The following is a 14,728-nucleotide window of genomic DNA, read 5'->3' as shown; positions in this document are numbered from 1 at the left end:
GGGAGACGGGCTAAGTCTCCGGACAGGGAGACACGCACCATGACGACGCGAGCCAACGCGCCTGACTATATGCCCGGATTCGGCAATCATTTCTCGACCGAGGCCGTGGCCGGGGCCCTGCCCGAGGGGCGGAATTCGCCGCAGCGGGCGCCGATGGGGCTGTATGCCGAACAGTTGTCAGGGACGGCGTTCACCGCGCCGCGAAGCGAGAACCGGCGGTCGTGGCTGTACCGGCTGAGGCCGTCGGCGCAGCATCCGGCCTACCAGCCGTTCAGACAGGGCCTGGTGCGATCGGGGCCGTTCCATGAGGCGCCGCCCTCGCCGAACCGGATGCGCTGGGACCCCCTGCCGTCCCCAAAGGCGCCGACCGACTGGGTCGAGGGTCTGGTCACCTATGGCGGGACCGGCGATGCCGAGGCGCAGACGGGCGTCGGCATCCATCTGTATGCGGCCAACCGGTCGATGGTCGACCGGGTCTTCTACTGCGCCGACGGCGAACTGCTGATCGTGCCGCAGGCGGGCGATCAGGTCTTCGTCACCGAGATGGGGCGGATCGACGCCCGGCCCGGCGAGATCGTCGTCATTCCGCGCGGGGTGCGGTTCCGGGTCGAGTGCGACGGGCCGATCGCGGGCTATGTCTGCGAGAACTACGGCGCCGCCTTCCGCCTGCCGGACCTGGGACCGATCGGTTCGAACGGCCTGGCCAATCCGCGCGACTTCCAGACGCCCGTGGCGGCGTTCGAGGACGTCGACCGCCGGACCGAGTGCGTGCAGAAATTCGGCGGGCGGCTGTATGTCACCACCTTCGACCACTCGCCACTGGACGTGGTCGGCTGGCACGGCAACTACGCGCCCTGCAAATACGACACGGCGAAGTTCAATACGATCGGCACGGTCAGTTTCGACCACCCGGATCCGTCGATCTTCACGGTGCTGACATCGCCCAGCGATACGCCGGGGACGGCCAACTGCGACTTCGTCATCTTCCCGCCGCGCTGGATGGTGGCCGAGGACACCTTCCGGCCGCCGTGGTTCCACCGGAATGTGATGAGCGAATTCATGGGGCTGGTGATCGGCGAATATGACGCCAAGGAGGGCGGCTTCGCTCCGGGGGGCGCCAGCCTGCACAATTGCATGAGCGGGCACGGTCCGGATCAGGCGTCTTACGACAAGGCGGTGGCGGCCGATCTCAAGCCGGTGAAGATCGACAACACTTTGGCCTTCATGTTCGAGACCCGGCTGCCGATCCGCACCACGGAATGGGCGCAAACCTCGCCGACCATGCAGCTGGACTATGACGACGTCTGGACCGGGTTCAACAAGGGACAAGTGGAATGAAGCGCTTTGTGATGCTGGCGGCCCTGTTCGCCGCGGCCTGTCAACCGATGCCGGACGACGGCGGTCCCGCCGGGGTCGGCCAGACGTCGGCCGAGGCGGCCTCGGCCTGCGCGGCCCGGGGCGGCCAGATGCTGCCGCAGGGCCGGATGCAGTCGCTGCAATGCGTGGTGACTTACGCCGACGCGGGCCAGCGCTGCACCGACGGCGACGACTGCCAGGGCGACTGCCGGATCGAGGATGTCGCCAATGCGCCGGACGCCGGCGCGAACGCGGTCGGCCAGTGCCAGGCCACGAGCAGCCGGTTCGGCTGCTATACGACGGTCGAGGGCGGCAAGGCCGAAGCCACGATCTGCGTCGACTGAGCCGATGCATCCGGCGGCTGACGGCGGCGTTTCCGCTCCATGACCCTGGCCGAGACCGCCGCCCTGCTGGGCCTCAATCTGGGCCTCGCGCTGGCGACGATGGCGGGGCTGTGGGCGCTGTCGGCGCGGTGGAAGGGGATCGGCTTTCTCGACGCGGTCTGGCCACTGATGATGGTCGGTATGGCGGCCGTGACGATGGTCGTGGCCGACGGCGATCCCGTCCGAAAGGGGCTGTTGTTGTGGCTTGTGGCGATCTGGGCCGCGCCGCAGGCCCTGCGGCGTCTGGCGCCCGCGGCGCGGGCGGAGGCTGACGGGCGGTATGCGGCGGTCGGCGCGGCGGTGGCGGGTGGTCGCGGCTGGGACGCCGGACGCACGCGGCTGTTGCTGTTCTTCCTGCCGCAGGGCGCCCTGGCGTGGCTGACATCGCTGCCTGTGCAACTGGGGCAGGTCGATTTCCTCCCGGCGGTCGGCTGGGCCGGGTGGACCGGCGCGGTTCTGGCGGTGGCCGGGATCGGGCTGGAGGGGTTTGGCAGCCTCCGCCAGGCCGCGCTGCGCAAGCCGTATCCGGCGGATCCGCCGGTGGCCGGCGGTTGGCCGATGCGGCCCGACCATATGGGCGACCTGGCCGTCTGGTGGGGCCTGTTCCTGATCGCGGCGGAGACTGGCCCTGGCCGATGGTCCGTGTGCGGACCGCTCTTCCTGACCCTCGCCATGGCTCACTGGGCCAGACGGAAAACCCCCGCCGCGTGAGCGACGGGGGCTGACCGTTCGAAGGTTTCAGGCGGGGGACATGACCCCCCGCATTCAAGCCGTCTTACTGGGCCGGGGCCGTCGTGGACGGCGAGGTGTTCGGCGTGTTCTCGGTGGTCATGCCGCCGTCGGCGTTGCCGGCTTGTTGCTCGACCATGTCGGCTTCGGCGTTGAGGGCCGTTTCCTGGGCTTCGGTCGGAGCAGCGGCGGCTTGCTCTTCCAGGGCGTCGGCCTGGGCTTCGGCGGACTTGTCGGCAGCGCTTTCGCCGCAGGCGGCGACGCCGGCGAGGGCGAAGGTGGCGGCGGCGGCGATGATGAATTTACGCATAGGATGGCTTCCTTCCAGAGTGGAGCCACCATAACGCCGCCCCTCACGATCGGTTCACGCCGGCGTGATAGTTTTTTCAGTTCGTCATCCGGCCTCGTCGAAGGCCACCCGGGCAGCGCCCAGCAAGGCCGCGTGCTTGTGCAGGATCACGTGGGTGGGGATGGCGGCCATATAGTCGGCGAACCGGCCCTTGCGCTCGAACCGCTCGCGGAACGGACTGGCCTGCAGGAAGGGCAGGATGCGCGGCGCGATGCCGCCCGCGATATAAACGCCGCCGCGCGCGCCGGTGGTCAGGGCGATGTCGCCGGCCACGGCGCCGAGAATGGCGCAGAAGCGGGCGAGGGTGGCGCCGCAGGCGCTGCGGGGATCGGCCATCGCCTCTTCGGTGATCTGGGCGGGGTCGTCGATGTGGGTCTGGCGACCGTCGATCTCGGCCAAGGCCCGGTGCATGTTGAGCAGGCCGGGACCGCAGATCAGCCGCTCGATCGAGACGCGATCGTAGCGGCGGCGCAGGATGCGCAGGATCTCGTCCTCGATCGGGTCGCCCGGCGCGAAACAGGCGTGGCCGCCCTCGGAGGGCATGGCCATCTCGCGGCCGTGGAAGTCCCGGATCAGGGCGGAGACCCCGAACCCCGTGCCGGGGCCGAGGACGGCGGTGGCCGACTCCGGATCCCCCTCTTCCGGGCCGCCCAGCGAGGCCAGCTGGTCGCGCGGTACGACCGGGGCGCCCCAGGCGAGGGCCTCGAAATCATTGATCAGGCGGACAGGATTCAGACCCAGGGCGCCGAGCTCGGTTTCGGACACCCGCCACGGCGAGTTGGTCAGGTCGATGGTTCCGTCGGTGACCGGACCAGCGACGGCGATCACGCCCGAGGTCGGCTTGACGTCGCAGCCGTCGAGGAAGGCCTTCACCCCGCCGAGGAAGGTGGGATGATCCGCCCCCTTGAAACTCTCGTGGTGCTCGAGCACCGGCTTGCCGTTGACCATGTGGGCGATGGCGAAGCGGGCGTTGGTGCCGCCGACATCGCCGACCAGCAGAGATCTGTCCCAGGCGAGGGTCATCCGCATCTTTCCCTGTCGTTCGCCGCGCGTCCCCGCCTGCACGGGGATGAGGGCTTCTCTGCTCGGGGCAGCATCATGCGTCGACTGCGCGGTCGACGAGGTTTGGGTCGGGCTGACCATCGGTCCAGGACGAGCCGCCGGGCGGGCCGGCGAAGCAGATCGAGGCGCCCTCCTCGGCGGTCGACACGACGTGTCGGAAGGCCCCGAACAGTTCACGGCCATAACCCCACGCCGAACCGCCGGCGTGCTCAGGCGTGCGGGCGGCCGCCGGCCGGGTGGCGAGGTCGACGCCGACCGTGGTCAGGACCCCCGCCTCGGCGTCGAGCCGGATCAGGTCGCCGTCGCGAACCCGGGACAGCATGCCGCCGGCGAGGGCCTCGGGCGAGACATGGATGGCGGCGGGAGTCTTGCCGGAGGCCCCGGACATGCGGCCGTCGGTGACGAAGGCGACCTTGAAGCCTTTGTCCTGCAGCACGCCGAGGGCCGGAGAGAGGCTGTGCAGTTCCGGCATGCCGTTGGCCTTCGGTCCCTGGAAGCGCAGCACGACGATGACGTCGCGGTCCAGTTTGCCGTCGCGGAAGGCCTGCAGGGCGTCCTCCTGGGTCTCGAACACGGCGGCGGGGGCCTCGACGATGCGGTTCTCGGGCTTGACCGCCGAGACCTTGATCACCGCGCGACCGAGGTCGCCCTGGACGAGGCGCAGGCCGCCCTCGCGGTCGAAGGGATCGGCGGCGGGGCGCAGAATGTCCGTGTCCAGACTCTCGCGCACGCCGTCGCGCCAGACCAGCTCCCCGTCGACCAGCGAGGGCTCCTGGAAATAATGGTGGATGCCGGGGCCCATGATGGTGTGGACGTCGGCGTGGATGTTACCGGCCTCGGCCAGCTCACGGGCGACGAAGGCGACGCCGCCGGCGGCCTGGAAGGCGTTCACATCGGCCGAGCCGTTGGGATAGACCCGGGCCAGCAGGGGGGTGACCGAGCTGAGCTGGTCCATGTCGGTCCAGTCGATGATCACCCCGGCGGCGCGGGCCATGGCGACCAGATGGATGGCGTGGTTGGTCGAGCCGCCGGTGGCCAGCAGGGCGACGATCATGTTGACGACCGACTTCTCCGAGACGACGTCGGCCATGCGGCCCTCGCCAGAGCGGGCCAGTTCGACGGCGCGTTTGGCGGCGGCGGCGGTGAGGGCGTCGCGCAGGCCGGTCTCGGGGTGGACGAAGGCGGTCGAGGGCATGTGCAGCCCGCCCAGTTCCATCATCATCTGGTTGGAGTTGGCGGTGCCGTAGAAGGTGCAGGTGCCGGGCGAGTGGTAGGAGCCGATCTCGCTTTCCAGCAGCGTCTTCCGGTCGACCTGGTTCTGGGCGTAGAGCGCGCGGACGCGGGCTTTCTCCGCGTTCGGAATGCCGCTGGGCATGGGGCCGGCGGGGGCGAAGACGACCGGCAGGTGGCCGAAGGCGAGCGAGCCCATGAACAGGCCGGGCACGATCTTGTCGCAGACGCCGAGGGCGATGACGGAATCGAAGGCGTCATGGCTCAGGGCCACGCCGGTCGACATGGCGATGACATCGCGGCTGAACAGCGACAGCTCCATGCCCGGGCGGCCCTGGGTGACGCCGTCGCACATGGCGGGGGTTCCGCCGGCGACCTGAGCCGTGGCGCCGAGCTCGCGGGCGGCCTCGCGGATCACCGCGGGGAAGCGCTCGAACGGCTGATGCGCCGAGAGCATGTCGTTATAGGCGGTGACGATGCCGACATTGGGGGCCTTGCCGCCCATGGCCGTCAGCTTGTCGGCGATGGTCTGGCCGGCGAAGGCGTGGGCCCAGTTGGCGCAGCTGAGCTTGGCGCGGGCGACGCCCGAGTCGCGGGCGGCGTCCATGCGGCGCAGATAGTCGGCGCGGGTCTCGCGCGAGCGCTCGACGATGCGGGCGGTGACCTCGGCGACGACGGGGTGGAGGTTGGACATCAGGCCTTCTCCGTCCAGAGGACTTCAAGCGGGACCTGGTGGGCCAGCAGGGCGGCGATCGGCTGGGTCGCCGGATCGCCGGCGGCCTCGCGCTCGAACACGGCGCGCTTGGCCCCGCCGGTGAGGGCGAGGACGACGCGGCGAGCGTCGATCAGATACGGCAGGTTGAGCGACAGCCGCTCGAGGGAAGGGGCGCGGCCGTCGCGGCCGGCGGGGACGCCCAGCACGGTGGGCTTGAGGCCCGGGGACAGCAGGGTCTTCAGGGTGGGGCTTTCAGGGAACATGGAGCAGATATGGCCATCCTCGCCCATGCCGAGAAGGACCGCGTCGAGACGCCGGCCGTCGAAGGCCGCGGCAAGCTGGTGGGCGGCGAGGGCCGCGGCGCGGTCGACGGTGATGGCCGGGCGGTACAGCGGCAGGAATTCGGCGCCGCCGGCCTTGCCGGTCAGCAGGTTGCGTTTGAGCAGGGCGGCGTTCGATTCCGGCGAGCTTTCGGGGACGAAGCGCTCGTCGACGAGAGTCACGAGGGTGCGCCGCCAGCCGTCGAACGAGCGCAGCTCCGAGAGCCGCCGGTAGATCGGGGCCGGGGTCGAGCCGCCGGCGCCGGCGAAGGCCGATACGCCGTCCTGGTCGGCCGCGCCCTCATCGAGCGCCTCCGAAAGGCGTTCGGCGCAGGCCTCGACCCAGCCGGCGGCGTCGGCGAAGCTGCGGATCTCAGTCATGGCCGGAGTTCCAGGTGCGGCCGGTGCGGTCGAGCAGGGCGCTGGCCTCGGGCGGACCCCAGGTTCCAGCGGCGTATTCCTTCGGCTTGAAGGCCGCGCCCTGCCAGGCCTCGGAGACCTCGTCGACCCATTTCCATGCCTGTTCGGCCTCGTCGCGGCGGACGAACAGGGTGGAGTCGCCGTGCAGGGCGTCGAGCAGCAGCCGCTCATAGGCGATGCGGCGGCGCAGCGGCCGGGCGTCCTTGTCGTTCTGGCCCCACGACAGGCTCATCCCGATCGGCTGCAGCTTCATGCGCTGGTCGAGGCCGGGCTTCTTGTTCATCACCGACAGGGAGATGTCTTCCTCGGGCTGCAGGGCGATGACGAGGCGGTTGGCCTCGATGGCGCCGCGGTCGCCGTGGTCGAAGATGGAGTGCGGCACCGGCTTGAACTGGATGACGATCTCGGTGCGCTTTTCCGGCAGGCGTTTGCCGGTGCGCATGAAGAAGGGCACCCCGGCCCAGCGCCAGTTGTCGATGTCGGCGCGGACGGCGACGAAGGTTTCCGTGTCCGAGTCGGCGCCGCGCTCGTCGTCATAGCCCTTGACGGTTTCGCCATCGACGGTCCCGGCGACGTACTGTCCGCGCACGGTGACGCGTTCGGCTTCCTCGGGCCGGATCGGACGCAGCGAGCGAAGCACCTTGACCTTCTCGTTGCGGACAGAGTCCGGATCGAGGTCGGACGGCGGCTCCATGGCCACGAGGCAGAGCAGCTGCAGCATGTGGTTCTGGAGCATGTCGCGCAATGCTCCGTACTCGTCGTAATACGGCCAGCGATCGCCGACACCGACGGTCTCGCCGACGGTGATCTGGACGTGGTCGATGCTGAGGTTGTTCCACAGCGGCTCGAAGATGGTGTTGCCGAAGCGCAGGGCGATCAGGTTCTGGACGGTTTCCTTGCCGAGATAGTGGTCGATGCGGAAGACCTGGTTCTCGGAGAAGGCGTCGGCCACCGCGTCGTCGATCTGGCGGAAGCTGTCGAGGTCGCGGCCGATCGGCTTTTCCAGCACGACCCGATCCTCGGGCTCGGCCAGGCCGGCGGCGCGCATGGCGGTGACGATGCGGGCATAGAGGGAGGGCGACACGGCGAGGAAGGAGGTGCAGGCGCCGTCGCCGACCTTGTCCTTGAGCGGCTTCAGGCTTTCGGCCGAGGTGGCGTCGACGGCCAGATAGTCGAGGCGGGCCTCCATCCGGGCCCAGGCGTCATCGGCCCATGCGTCGTCGGCGCGGGCCTTGGTCTCGACCGACTGGCGCACCCGGGCGACATATTCCTCGCGGCTTTCTTCCGAGCGGGCGGCGCCGATGATCTTGAGGCCATCGGGCAGAAGGCCGTCGCGCTCGAGGAAATACAGCGAGGGCAGAAGCATCCTCATGGCGAGGTCGCCGCCGCCACCGAACAGCACCAGGGCCGCCATGCGCTCTCCTCAGGTTCAGGTCCCGTCGTGACCGGGGGTTTGTCTGGCCGCTTCCGCCCGCTCCGCCAAGACGTCGAGGACGTCCTGAAACACCATGTGACGGGCCCGGAGCAGCACCAGCAGATGATAGACCAAATCCGCGGCCTCGGATGCGAGTTCCGAATCCGGGCCGGCGGCGCCGGCGAGGGCGGTCTCGACGCCCTCCTCGCCGACCTTCTGGGCGGCCCGTTTGGGGCCCTCGGCGAGCAGGCGGGCGGTCCAGCTTTGCGCCGGGTCGGCGGCGGCGCGGGCGGTGATGGTCTGTTCCAGCCGGGCGATGCGGCCGAGGCCGGGCGCGTCTTCCGCGCCGAAACAGCTGATCCGGTTCAGGTGGCAGGCGTTGCCGACGGGACGGACCTTGAGCACCAGCGAGTCGGCGTCGCAGTCCGGGGTGATGGAGACGACGGACAGCCGGTCGCCGGAGGTCTCGCCCTTGCGCCAGCGGCCGCCGCGCGAGCGCGAGAAGAAGGTCGCCTCGCCCGAGGCGATCGTCTCGTCGAGGGCGGCGCGGTCCATATAGGCCAGCGTCAGGACCTGCAGGGTGGCGGCGTCCTGTACGACGACGGGCAGCAGGCCGTCGCCCTTGGCGAAGTCGAGTTGGTCGAGGTTCAGCATCCTTCCCCCCTTGCGGGGGAAGGTGGCCGGCGGAGCCGGTCGGATGGGGGGGCTTGTCCCGCCGACGAACAGGTCAGGGACAAGCCAATCGGAGAGGGCGGTGTTTCACCCCCCATCCGTCTCGCTCCGCGAGCCACCTTCCCCCGCAAGGGGGGAAGGGAGTCAAACAGTCTCATGGCCTCACCTCTACGCCGTTGGTGATCAGAAACGCCTTCAGGTCCGGAATAGCCACCGCGCCGGTGTGGAAGACGCTGGCGGCGAGGGCGCCGGAGACGCCGGCCTGTTCGAACACATTGCGGAAATGGCTGGCCTCGCCGGCGCCGCCCGAGGCGACCAGCGGAATGGTCAGGCGTTCGTGGGCGGCGGACAGCTGGGCGATGTCATAGCCGCGGCGGATGCCGTCCTCGTCCATGCAGTTGAGCACGATCTCGCCGGCGCCGAGGTCTTGCGCCTCGACGATCCAGTCGAGGGTGCGGCGGCCGGCGCCGCGGCTGGCGGTCGGATCGCCGGTGTACTGGTGGACGAACCAGTCGTCGCCGGCGCGCTTCGAGTCGACGCCGACGACGACGCACTGGGCGCCGAAGCGGGCGGCCATTTCGGCGATCAGCTCCGGCCGTTCGAGGGCGGGGGAGTTGATCGAGACCTTGTCGGCACCGTGGTCGAGGCAGCGACCGGCCTGTTCGACCGAACGGATGCCGCCGGCGACGCTGAACGGGATGTCGAGCAGACGGGCGATGTCCCTGACCCAGCCGTAGTCGAGGGTGCGGCCCTCGGGGCTGGCGGCGATATCATAGAAGACCAGTTCGTCGGCGCCCTGATCGCGGTAGCGGGCGGCCAGCTCGGCGGCGTCGCCCATGTCGACGTGGCCCTCGAAACGGACGCCCTTGACTACCCGGCCGTCCTTGACGTCGAGGCAGGGGATGATGCGCCGGGCGGTCACTTGACCGCCCTCTTGCCGGAGATTTGGCCGGTCATGTGCTGGCCGTCTCCAGCGCCTGCTGCAGGGTGAAGCGGCGTTCGTACAGGGCGCGGCCGACGATCACGCCGGCGGCGCCGACGGCCCGGGCGCCGGTCAGGTCGTCGAGGGTCGCGACCCCGCCCGAGGCCTGGAGTTCGAGGTCGGGGCGGCGGCGCCGGAGCTCGGCCAGCAGGTCGAAATTGGGGCCGGTCAGGGCCCCGTCGCGGCCGACGTCGGTGACCAGCAGGTGCCTGGCCGTCCCCGGCGGATAGCGGTCGAGCGCGGCCCACAGATCGACCTCGGCGGCCTGGGTCCAGCCCTTGAGGGCGGGGACCCAGCGGTCGCCGACGGCGCGCACGTCGATGGCGAGGGTCAGCCGGTCGGCGCCGAAATGCTCGAGCCAGCCGGCCACCGCCTCGGGACGGGTCACGGCCTGGGAGCCGACCACGACGCGGGCGACGCCGGCGGCGAGCAGGGCGCGGATGTCGTCGTCGGAGCGGACGCCGCCGCCCGACTGGATCAGGATGTCGCCCGAGCGGGCCAGCTCGCCGATCAGGGCGTGCTGCATGGCGCGGCCGGCCTCGGCCCCGTCGAGGTCGACGATATGGGCCCAGGTCGCGCCGGCGGCGGCGAAGGCGGCGAGTCGGGCCGCCGGATCCTCGTCATAGAGGGTGGCCTGGTCGAACCGGCCGTGCATCAGCCGGACGCAGACGCCGCCGCGCAGGTCGATGGCGGGGTAGACGATCATGGCGTCAGCTCCAGGAAGTTCTGCAGGATGCGGGCGCCGGCAGCGGCCGAGCGCTCGGGGTGGAACTGGCAGCCCCAGCGCAGGCCGTTGCGGACCACGGCGGGGACCGGGCCGCCGTAGTCGGCGCGGGCGAGGGTCGCCTCACCGTCAGGACAGACGTAGCTGTGCACGAAATAGGCCCAGGCGTCCTCGTCGATTCCTTCCAGCAGGGGGTCGGCACGGACGATCGACAGGCGCGACCAGCCCATGTGCGGCACCGGCCGGTCAGGGGCGGGCTCGAGGCGGCCGACGCGGCCGGGGATCAGGCCGAGCAGGGGCACGCCGCCGCCCTCGTCGCTGGCGTCGAACAGCAGCTGCTGGCCAAGGCAGACGCCGAGCAGGGGGCGGGGGAAGGCGCGGATCGGCTCGATCAGGCCCAGTTCGGCCAGCCGCGCCATGGCGTAGCCGGCGGCGCCGACGCCGGGCAGGATCAGGCGTTCGGCGTCAGCGAGTTCGGCCGGATCGGCGGTCAGGCGGACGGTCGCGCCGAGCCGCTCCAGCGCGAACTGGACCGAGGCGACATTGCCGGCGCCGTAGGAGAGGACGGTGACTACGCTCATCCTTCTCCCCTTGGGGGAGAAGGTGGCCCGGAGGGCCGGATGAGGGGAATGGCGAAGCGAGGCTGAAGATCGACCCCTGAGCTTGAGGTTGGCAGCCCCCTCATCCGAGCGGCTACGCCGCCCACCTTCTCCCCCGAGGGGAGAAGGAACTCTGAGACGCTCATCACAACACCCCCTTGGTGCTCGGGACGGCGTCGCCCTCGACGCGGATGGCCTGGCGCAGGGCGCGGCCGAAGGCCTTGTAGACGGCCTCGGTCTTGTGGTGGTCGTCGTCGCCGGTGACCGAGACGTGGATGGCCGCGCCGAGGTGTTCGGCCAGCGAGCGGAAGACGTGGGCCGTCAGGTCGGTGCGGTACTCGCCGATGAAGGGGGTGTCGAAGGTTCCCTCGAACACCGGATAGGGGCGGCCGGACAGGTCGATGGACACGGCGGCGTTGGCCTCGTCCATCGGCAGGACGAAGCCGTAGCGGGCGATGCCGCGACGCTCGCCCAGCGCCTGTTTCAGGGCCTGGCCGAGGGCGATGGCCGAGTCCTCGATGGTGTGGTGCGGATCGGTGTGCAGGTCGCCCTCGCACGAGAGGCGCAGCGAGAAGCCCCCGTGGGCGGCGATCTGCTCCAGCATGTGGTCGAAGAAGCCGACGCCGGTGTGGATGGCGATGGGACCGGGCGAGTCGAGGTCGACGGCGCAGACGATGCGCGTCTCCTTGGTGTCGCGAACGGCCTCGCCGGTGCGGTGCGGACGGGCCGGGGTCGGGGCGAGGTCGAGGGCGGCGAGCAGGCGGTCGTTGACCTCGGTCCGGGCCGAGACGGGCAGGCGCAGGCGCTCGCCGGCGCGCTCGGCGGCGACGCCGTAGCGGGCCAGGCCGACGAGGACGGCGTCGGGATCGGACGGCCGGGCCATGATGACGGGGCCGAAGCCGGGTTCGACGACCATGGCCCGGGACAGGGCCTTGACCAGCCGCTCGCGCTCGGCCCGGACAAGGGCGATGCGCTGGCCGGTCTCCATCATGCGCGAGGGATCGAGCGCCTGTAGCGCCAGCCGGATCGACACTTCCGGCAGGGCGTAGGGCTCCATCACACCGGCAAGACGGGCGAGGGTTTCGGCTTGGGCGAGGGCGGCGCCGACGCGGGCTCCGGCGAGGCCATGGGCCAGCGACAGGCTGCGCAGCACGACCAGATTGGCGTGGGCGTCGATGACCGTGGCGGCGGAGGGGGCGTCGGCGAACTCCGCGAGGCCTTCGTCGATGACCAGCAGGGCGGGGGCGACGCGGGCGGCCATCTCGGCGACGGCCTCGGAGGAGCCGAGGGCGCGCAGGATCACCGCGCCGGGGGCGGCGTCGGGAGCGGGGCGGGCGTAGAGGGCGGGGAGGGCGCGATAGGGCTCGGCGTCGGGGGCCTGGACCGCCTGTCCGACGCGGGCGGCGAGGCGGAAGACCAGCTCCAGCCCGTGGGTCAGGCCGCGCACCGGCAGGACGCGCTCGGCGGGGACGCCATAGACCTCGGCCATGCGGGCGGCGAGGGCGCGGGGCTCGGCCGGATAGCGGTCGAGGCCGTCGCCGCCGGAGACCAGCGGGGCGAAGGGGGCGGGCAGGTTGGTTATCATCGGGCCCTCAGGTCTGCGGCGCGGGCGTGGGCCTCAAGGCCTTCGAGACGGGCGAGGCGGGCGGCGACGGGGGCCAGCTCGCGGGCCCCGGCCTCGGAGACGGATTGTACCGACATTGAGGTCATGAAGCTGGCGGTGGTGATGCCGCCGATGGTGCGGGCGGCGCCGTCGGTCGGCAGGACGTGGCTGGGGCCGGCGGCGTAGTCGCCGAGCGTTTCGGCGGCGTAAGCGCCGACGAAGACGGCGCCGGCGGCGGTGATGCGTTCGACCATGGCCTCGGGGTCGACGGTCTGCAGGGCGAGGTGTTCGGGGCCATACAGGTTGGCGACCTCGCAGGCCTCGGCCATGTCGCGCACGCGGATCGCGCGGCCCTCGCCGAGGGACGCGCGGGCGATGTCGGCGCGGGGCAGGGTCTGCAACTGGCGCTCGACCTCGGCGAGGATGGCCTCGATGTTGGCGCGGCTCTCGGAGACGAGGATGACCTGGGCGTCGGCGTCGTGCTCGGCCTGGCTGAGCAGGTCGGCGGCGGCGATCTCCGGGTCGGCGTCGCGGTCGGCGATGACCAGCAGTTCGGACGGACCGGCGGGCATGTCCACGGCGGGGCCGCGCGGCCGGGCGGAGGCCTGTTTCTTGGCCTCGGCGACGAAGGCGTTGCCCGGGCCGAACAGCTTGTCGCAGGCCGGGATCTCGCCGTCGTCAAGTACGGCGCCGAAGGTCAGGGCGGCGATGGCCTGGGCCCCGCCGATCAGCCAGATGGCGTCGAGACCGGCCTCGGCGGCGGCGTAGATCATCGCCGGATGGACGCCGCGGTCCTTGGCCGGCGGGGTGACCACGACACGCTCGCGCACGCCGGCGACCTGGGCCGGGATGGCCTGCATCAGCAGGGAGGAGAACAGGGGTGCTGTGCCGCCGGGCACATAGATGCCGGCCGCGCCGATGGGGCGCCAGACGAGGCGGGAGCGGACGCCCGGAGTGGTCTCGAAGAAGGGGGTGTCTTCCGGCCGGGTGGCCTGATGGAAGACGCGCACATTCTCGGCGGCGATCCGCAGCGAGCGGGTGGCGGTCGGCGGCAGGGCGTCGCGGGCGGCGTCGACCGCCGCCGGGGTGATGGCGATGCGGCGGGGCGCGAAGCCGTCGAACTTCAGGCTCCAGTCGGCGACGGCGGCGCCGCCGCGCGCCTGCACGTCGTCGAAGATTTCGCGCACGATGTCGCTGACCCGGGTCTCGCCGCGGCTGGTGGGGCGGGCGAGGGCGGCGAGCCGGCCGGGGGCGTCGAGGGAGGACCAGTCGATCAGCCGCATCACATCATCTTCTCGATCGGCAGGACGAGGATGGCCGAGGCCCCCGCGGCCTTGAGCTTCTCCAGCGTCTCCCAGAAGACGGCCTCCTGGCAGACCGCGTGGACGGCGACGGCGTCGTCGCGGCCGGACAGGGGCATGACCGTCGGCGAACCGGCGCCCGGCAGGATGGCGGTGATCCTGTCCAGCGCCGAGCGCGGGGCGTTGAGCATGACGTATTTGGCCCCCTGCGAGGAGACGACGCCGGACATGCGTTCGATGATGCTGTCCAGCAGGTGCCGCAGGGCGGGCTCGGGGGCGACCGGGGACTTGATCAGCACGGCCTGGCTTTCCAGCACGGTCTCGCGCGCGTCGAGGCCGTTGGCCTCCAGCGTCGCGCCGGTGGAGACCAGGTCGCAGATGGCCGAGGCCAGTTTCAGCCGGGGCGCGACCTCGACGGCGCCGCGCATGGTGACGATGTCGGCGCCGATGTTCCGCTCGTCGAGCCAGCGGCGCAGGATCTTCGGATAGGAGGTGGCGACGCGCAGACCCTCCAGCGAGGCCGGGCCGTCGTAGGCGAGGGTCGGCGGGACGGCGATCTTCAGGGTGCAGCGGCCGAAGCCGAGCGGCATGATGACCTCGGCGACCGGGCCGCCGTTGCGGGCCTCCTCCAGCACGTTCTCGCCGACGATGCCGAGGTCGCAGACGCCGTCGGCGACGAAGGTCGGAATGTCGTCGTCGCGCACGCGCAGCAGGTCGATCGGATAGTTCTCGACCCGATAGAGCAGATCGTTGTTGCCCTTGACCACGCGCAGACCGGCGTCGCGGACGAGGTCGAGGCTGCGGTCGGACAGACGGCCGGATTTCTGGACGGCGATGCGCAGCCGGCCCTGGACGGTACTCATGGTTCT

General features: G+C 71.0%; 15 protein-coding genes. 3 read left to right on the top strand and 12 right to left on the bottom strand.

What is annotated here, in order from left to right; translation table 11 throughout:
* Nucleotides 1-39 precede the first annotated feature (39 nt).
* The 3 genes from hmgA to ACK4JY_RS10535 are packed head-to-tail and all read left to right on the top strand — an operon-like array spanning nucleotide 40 to nucleotide 2,450.
* Nucleotides 40-1,338, top strand: a complete 1,299-nt coding sequence (gene hmgA / locus ACK4JY_RS10545) for a homogentisate 1,2-dioxygenase (protein ID WP_409605430.1) — start codon at nucleotides 40-42, stop codon at nucleotides 1,336-1,338.
* Nucleotides 1,335-1,700, top strand: a complete 366-nt coding sequence (locus tag ACK4JY_RS10540; RefSeq protein WP_409605428.1) for a hypothetical protein — start codon at nucleotides 1,335-1,337, stop codon at nucleotides 1,698-1,700. Before hmgA ends, ACK4JY_RS10540 begins: the two co-directional genes overlap by 4 nt.
* A 39-nt stretch (nucleotides 1,701-1,739) precedes the next feature.
* Complete coding sequence (locus tag ACK4JY_RS10535; protein ID WP_409605426.1) at nucleotides 1,740-2,450, top strand: DUF1295 domain-containing protein; 711 nt, start codon at nucleotides 1,740-1,742, stop codon at nucleotides 2,448-2,450.
* A 64-nt stretch (nucleotides 2,451-2,514) separates the two neighbouring features.
* Here ACK4JY_RS10535 and ACK4JY_RS10530 read toward each other — a convergent pair whose 3' ends face one another.
* The 12 genes from ACK4JY_RS10530 to hisG form a co-directional block, all read right to left on the bottom strand.
* The gene (locus tag ACK4JY_RS10530; protein WP_409605424.1) at nucleotides 2,515-2,778 is read right to left on the bottom strand and encodes a hypothetical protein; all 264 of its coding nucleotides are present in this window, start codon (nucleotides 2,776-2,778) and stop codon (nucleotides 2,515-2,517) included.
* Nucleotides 2,779-2,862: 84 nt separating this feature from the next.
* A complete protein-coding gene (gene glk / locus ACK4JY_RS10525) occupies nucleotides 2,863-3,840 on the bottom strand; it encodes a glucokinase (protein ID WP_409605422.1) in 978 nt (325 codons plus the stop codon).
* Nucleotides 3,841-3,913: 73 nt separating this feature from the next.
* Nucleotides 3,914-5,803, bottom strand: a complete 1,890-nt coding sequence (edd, locus tag ACK4JY_RS10520) for a phosphogluconate dehydratase (protein WP_409605420.1) — start codon at nucleotides 5,801-5,803, stop codon at nucleotides 3,914-3,916.
* Nucleotides 5,803-6,525 (bottom strand): 6-phosphogluconolactonase, encoded by a 723-nt coding sequence (gene pgl / locus ACK4JY_RS10515; protein ID WP_409605418.1) that lies wholly within the window; start codon nucleotides 6,523-6,525, stop codon nucleotides 5,803-5,805. Before pgl ends, edd begins: the two co-directional genes overlap by 1 nt.
* Nucleotides 6,518-7,978 (bottom strand): glucose-6-phosphate dehydrogenase, encoded by a 1,461-nt coding sequence (gene zwf / locus ACK4JY_RS10510; RefSeq protein ID WP_409605416.1) that lies wholly within the window; start codon nucleotides 7,976-7,978, stop codon nucleotides 6,518-6,520. The genes pgl and zwf overlap by 8 nt, the downstream gene beginning before the upstream one ends.
* 15 nt (nucleotides 7,979-7,993) lie before the next feature.
* A complete protein-coding gene (gene hisIE, locus ACK4JY_RS10505) occupies nucleotides 7,994-8,632 on the bottom strand; it encodes a bifunctional phosphoribosyl-AMP cyclohydrolase/phosphoribosyl-ATP diphosphatase HisIE (protein ID WP_409605414.1) in 639 nt (212 codons plus the stop codon).
* Nucleotides 8,633-8,804: 172 nt separating this feature from the next.
* Nucleotides 8,805-9,572: an imidazole glycerol phosphate synthase subunit HisF gene (hisF, locus tag ACK4JY_RS10500; protein ID WP_409605412.1), complete on the bottom strand. Its 768-nt coding sequence runs from the start codon at nucleotides 9,570-9,572 to the stop codon at nucleotides 8,805-8,807.
* A gap of 31 nt (nucleotides 9,573-9,603) precedes the next feature.
* Entirely contained in the window at nucleotides 9,604-10,338 is a 735-nt protein-coding gene (locus ACK4JY_RS10495; protein ID WP_409605410.1) for a 1-(5-phosphoribosyl)-5-[(5-phosphoribosylamino)methylideneamino] imidazole-4-carboxamide isomerase, read from the bottom strand.
* On the bottom strand, nucleotides 10,335-10,937 hold the full coding sequence (gene hisH, locus ACK4JY_RS10490; RefSeq protein ID WP_409605408.1) for an imidazole glycerol phosphate synthase subunit HisH: 603 nt from the start codon (nucleotides 10,935-10,937) through the stop codon (nucleotides 10,335-10,337). The genes ACK4JY_RS10495 and hisH overlap by 4 nt, the downstream gene beginning before the upstream one ends.
* Before the next feature lie 163 nt (nucleotides 10,938-11,100).
* Nucleotides 11,101-12,540 (bottom strand): imidazoleglycerol-phosphate dehydratase HisB, encoded by a 1,440-nt coding sequence (hisB, locus tag ACK4JY_RS10485; protein ID WP_409605406.1) that lies wholly within the window; start codon nucleotides 12,538-12,540, stop codon nucleotides 11,101-11,103.
* Nucleotides 12,537-13,841, bottom strand: a complete 1,305-nt coding sequence (hisD, locus tag ACK4JY_RS10480; RefSeq protein ID WP_409605404.1) for a histidinol dehydrogenase — start codon at nucleotides 13,839-13,841, stop codon at nucleotides 12,537-12,539. The genes hisB and hisD overlap by 4 nt, the downstream gene beginning before the upstream one ends.
* Complete coding sequence (gene hisG / locus ACK4JY_RS10475; protein WP_409605402.1) at nucleotides 13,841-14,722, bottom strand: ATP phosphoribosyltransferase; 882 nt, start codon at nucleotides 14,720-14,722, stop codon at nucleotides 13,841-13,843. Before hisG ends, hisD begins: the two co-directional genes overlap by 1 nt.
* Nucleotides 14,723-14,728 lie beyond the last annotated feature (6 nt).

Source organism: Brevundimonas sp. (genome assembly GCF_046295595.1).
Taxonomy (GTDB): Bacteria; Pseudomonadota; Alphaproteobacteria; order Caulobacterales; family Caulobacteraceae; genus Brevundimonas.
The sequence above is the reverse complement of the archived record's forward strand: the minus strand, read 5'-3'. Positions and strand labels throughout refer to the sequence as shown.

Excerpts from the sequence above, each read along its gene's own strand:
- hmgA (WP_409605430.1), top strand. The coding sequence starts at position 40 with ATGACGACGCGAGCCAACGCGCCTGACTATATGCCCGGATTCGGCAAT.
- hisD (WP_409605404.1), bottom strand. The coding sequence starts at position 13,841 with ATGCGGCTGATCGACTGGTCCTCCCTCGACGCCCCCGGCCGGCTCGCC.
- edd (WP_409605420.1), bottom strand. The coding sequence starts at position 5,803 with ATGTCCAACCTCCACCCCGTCGTCGCCGAGGTCACCGCCCGCATCGTC.
- ACK4JY_RS10495 (WP_409605410.1), bottom strand. The coding sequence starts at position 10,338 with ATGATCGTCTACCCCGCCATCGACCTGCGCGGCGGCGTCTGCGTCCGG.
- hisIE (WP_409605414.1), bottom strand. The coding sequence starts at position 8,632 with ATGCTGAACCTCGACCAACTCGACTTCGCCAAGGGCGACGGCCTGCTG.
- zwf (WP_409605416.1), bottom strand. The coding sequence starts at position 7,978 with ATGGCGGCCCTGGTGCTGTTCGGTGGCGGCGGCGACCTCGCCATGAGG.
- pgl (WP_409605418.1), bottom strand. The coding sequence starts at position 6,525 with ATGACTGAGATCCGCAGCTTCGCCGACGCCGCCGGCTGGGTCGAGGCC.
- ACK4JY_RS10540 (WP_409605428.1), top strand. The coding sequence starts at position 1,335 with ATGAAGCGCTTTGTGATGCTGGCGGCCCTGTTCGCCGCGGCCTGTCAA.
- ACK4JY_RS10530 (WP_409605424.1), bottom strand. The coding sequence starts at position 2,778 with ATGCGTAAATTCATCATCGCCGCCGCCGCCACCTTCGCCCTCGCCGGC.
- hisG (WP_409605402.1), bottom strand. The coding sequence starts at position 14,722 with ATGAGTACCGTCCAGGGCCGGCTGCGCATCGCCGTCCAGAAATCCGGC.
- glk (WP_409605422.1), bottom strand. The coding sequence starts at position 3,840 with ATGACCCTCGCCTGGGACAGATCTCTGCTGGTCGGCGATGTCGGCGGC.
- hisH (WP_409605408.1), bottom strand. The coding sequence starts at position 10,937 with ATGAGCGTAGTCACCGTCCTCTCCTACGGCGCCGGCAATGTCGCCTCG.
- ACK4JY_RS10535 (WP_409605426.1), top strand. The coding sequence starts at position 1,740 with ATGACCCTGGCCGAGACCGCCGCCCTGCTGGGCCTCAATCTGGGCCTC.
- hisB (WP_409605406.1), bottom strand. The coding sequence starts at position 12,540 with ATGATAACCAACCTGCCCGCCCCCTTCGCCCCGCTGGTCTCCGGCGGC.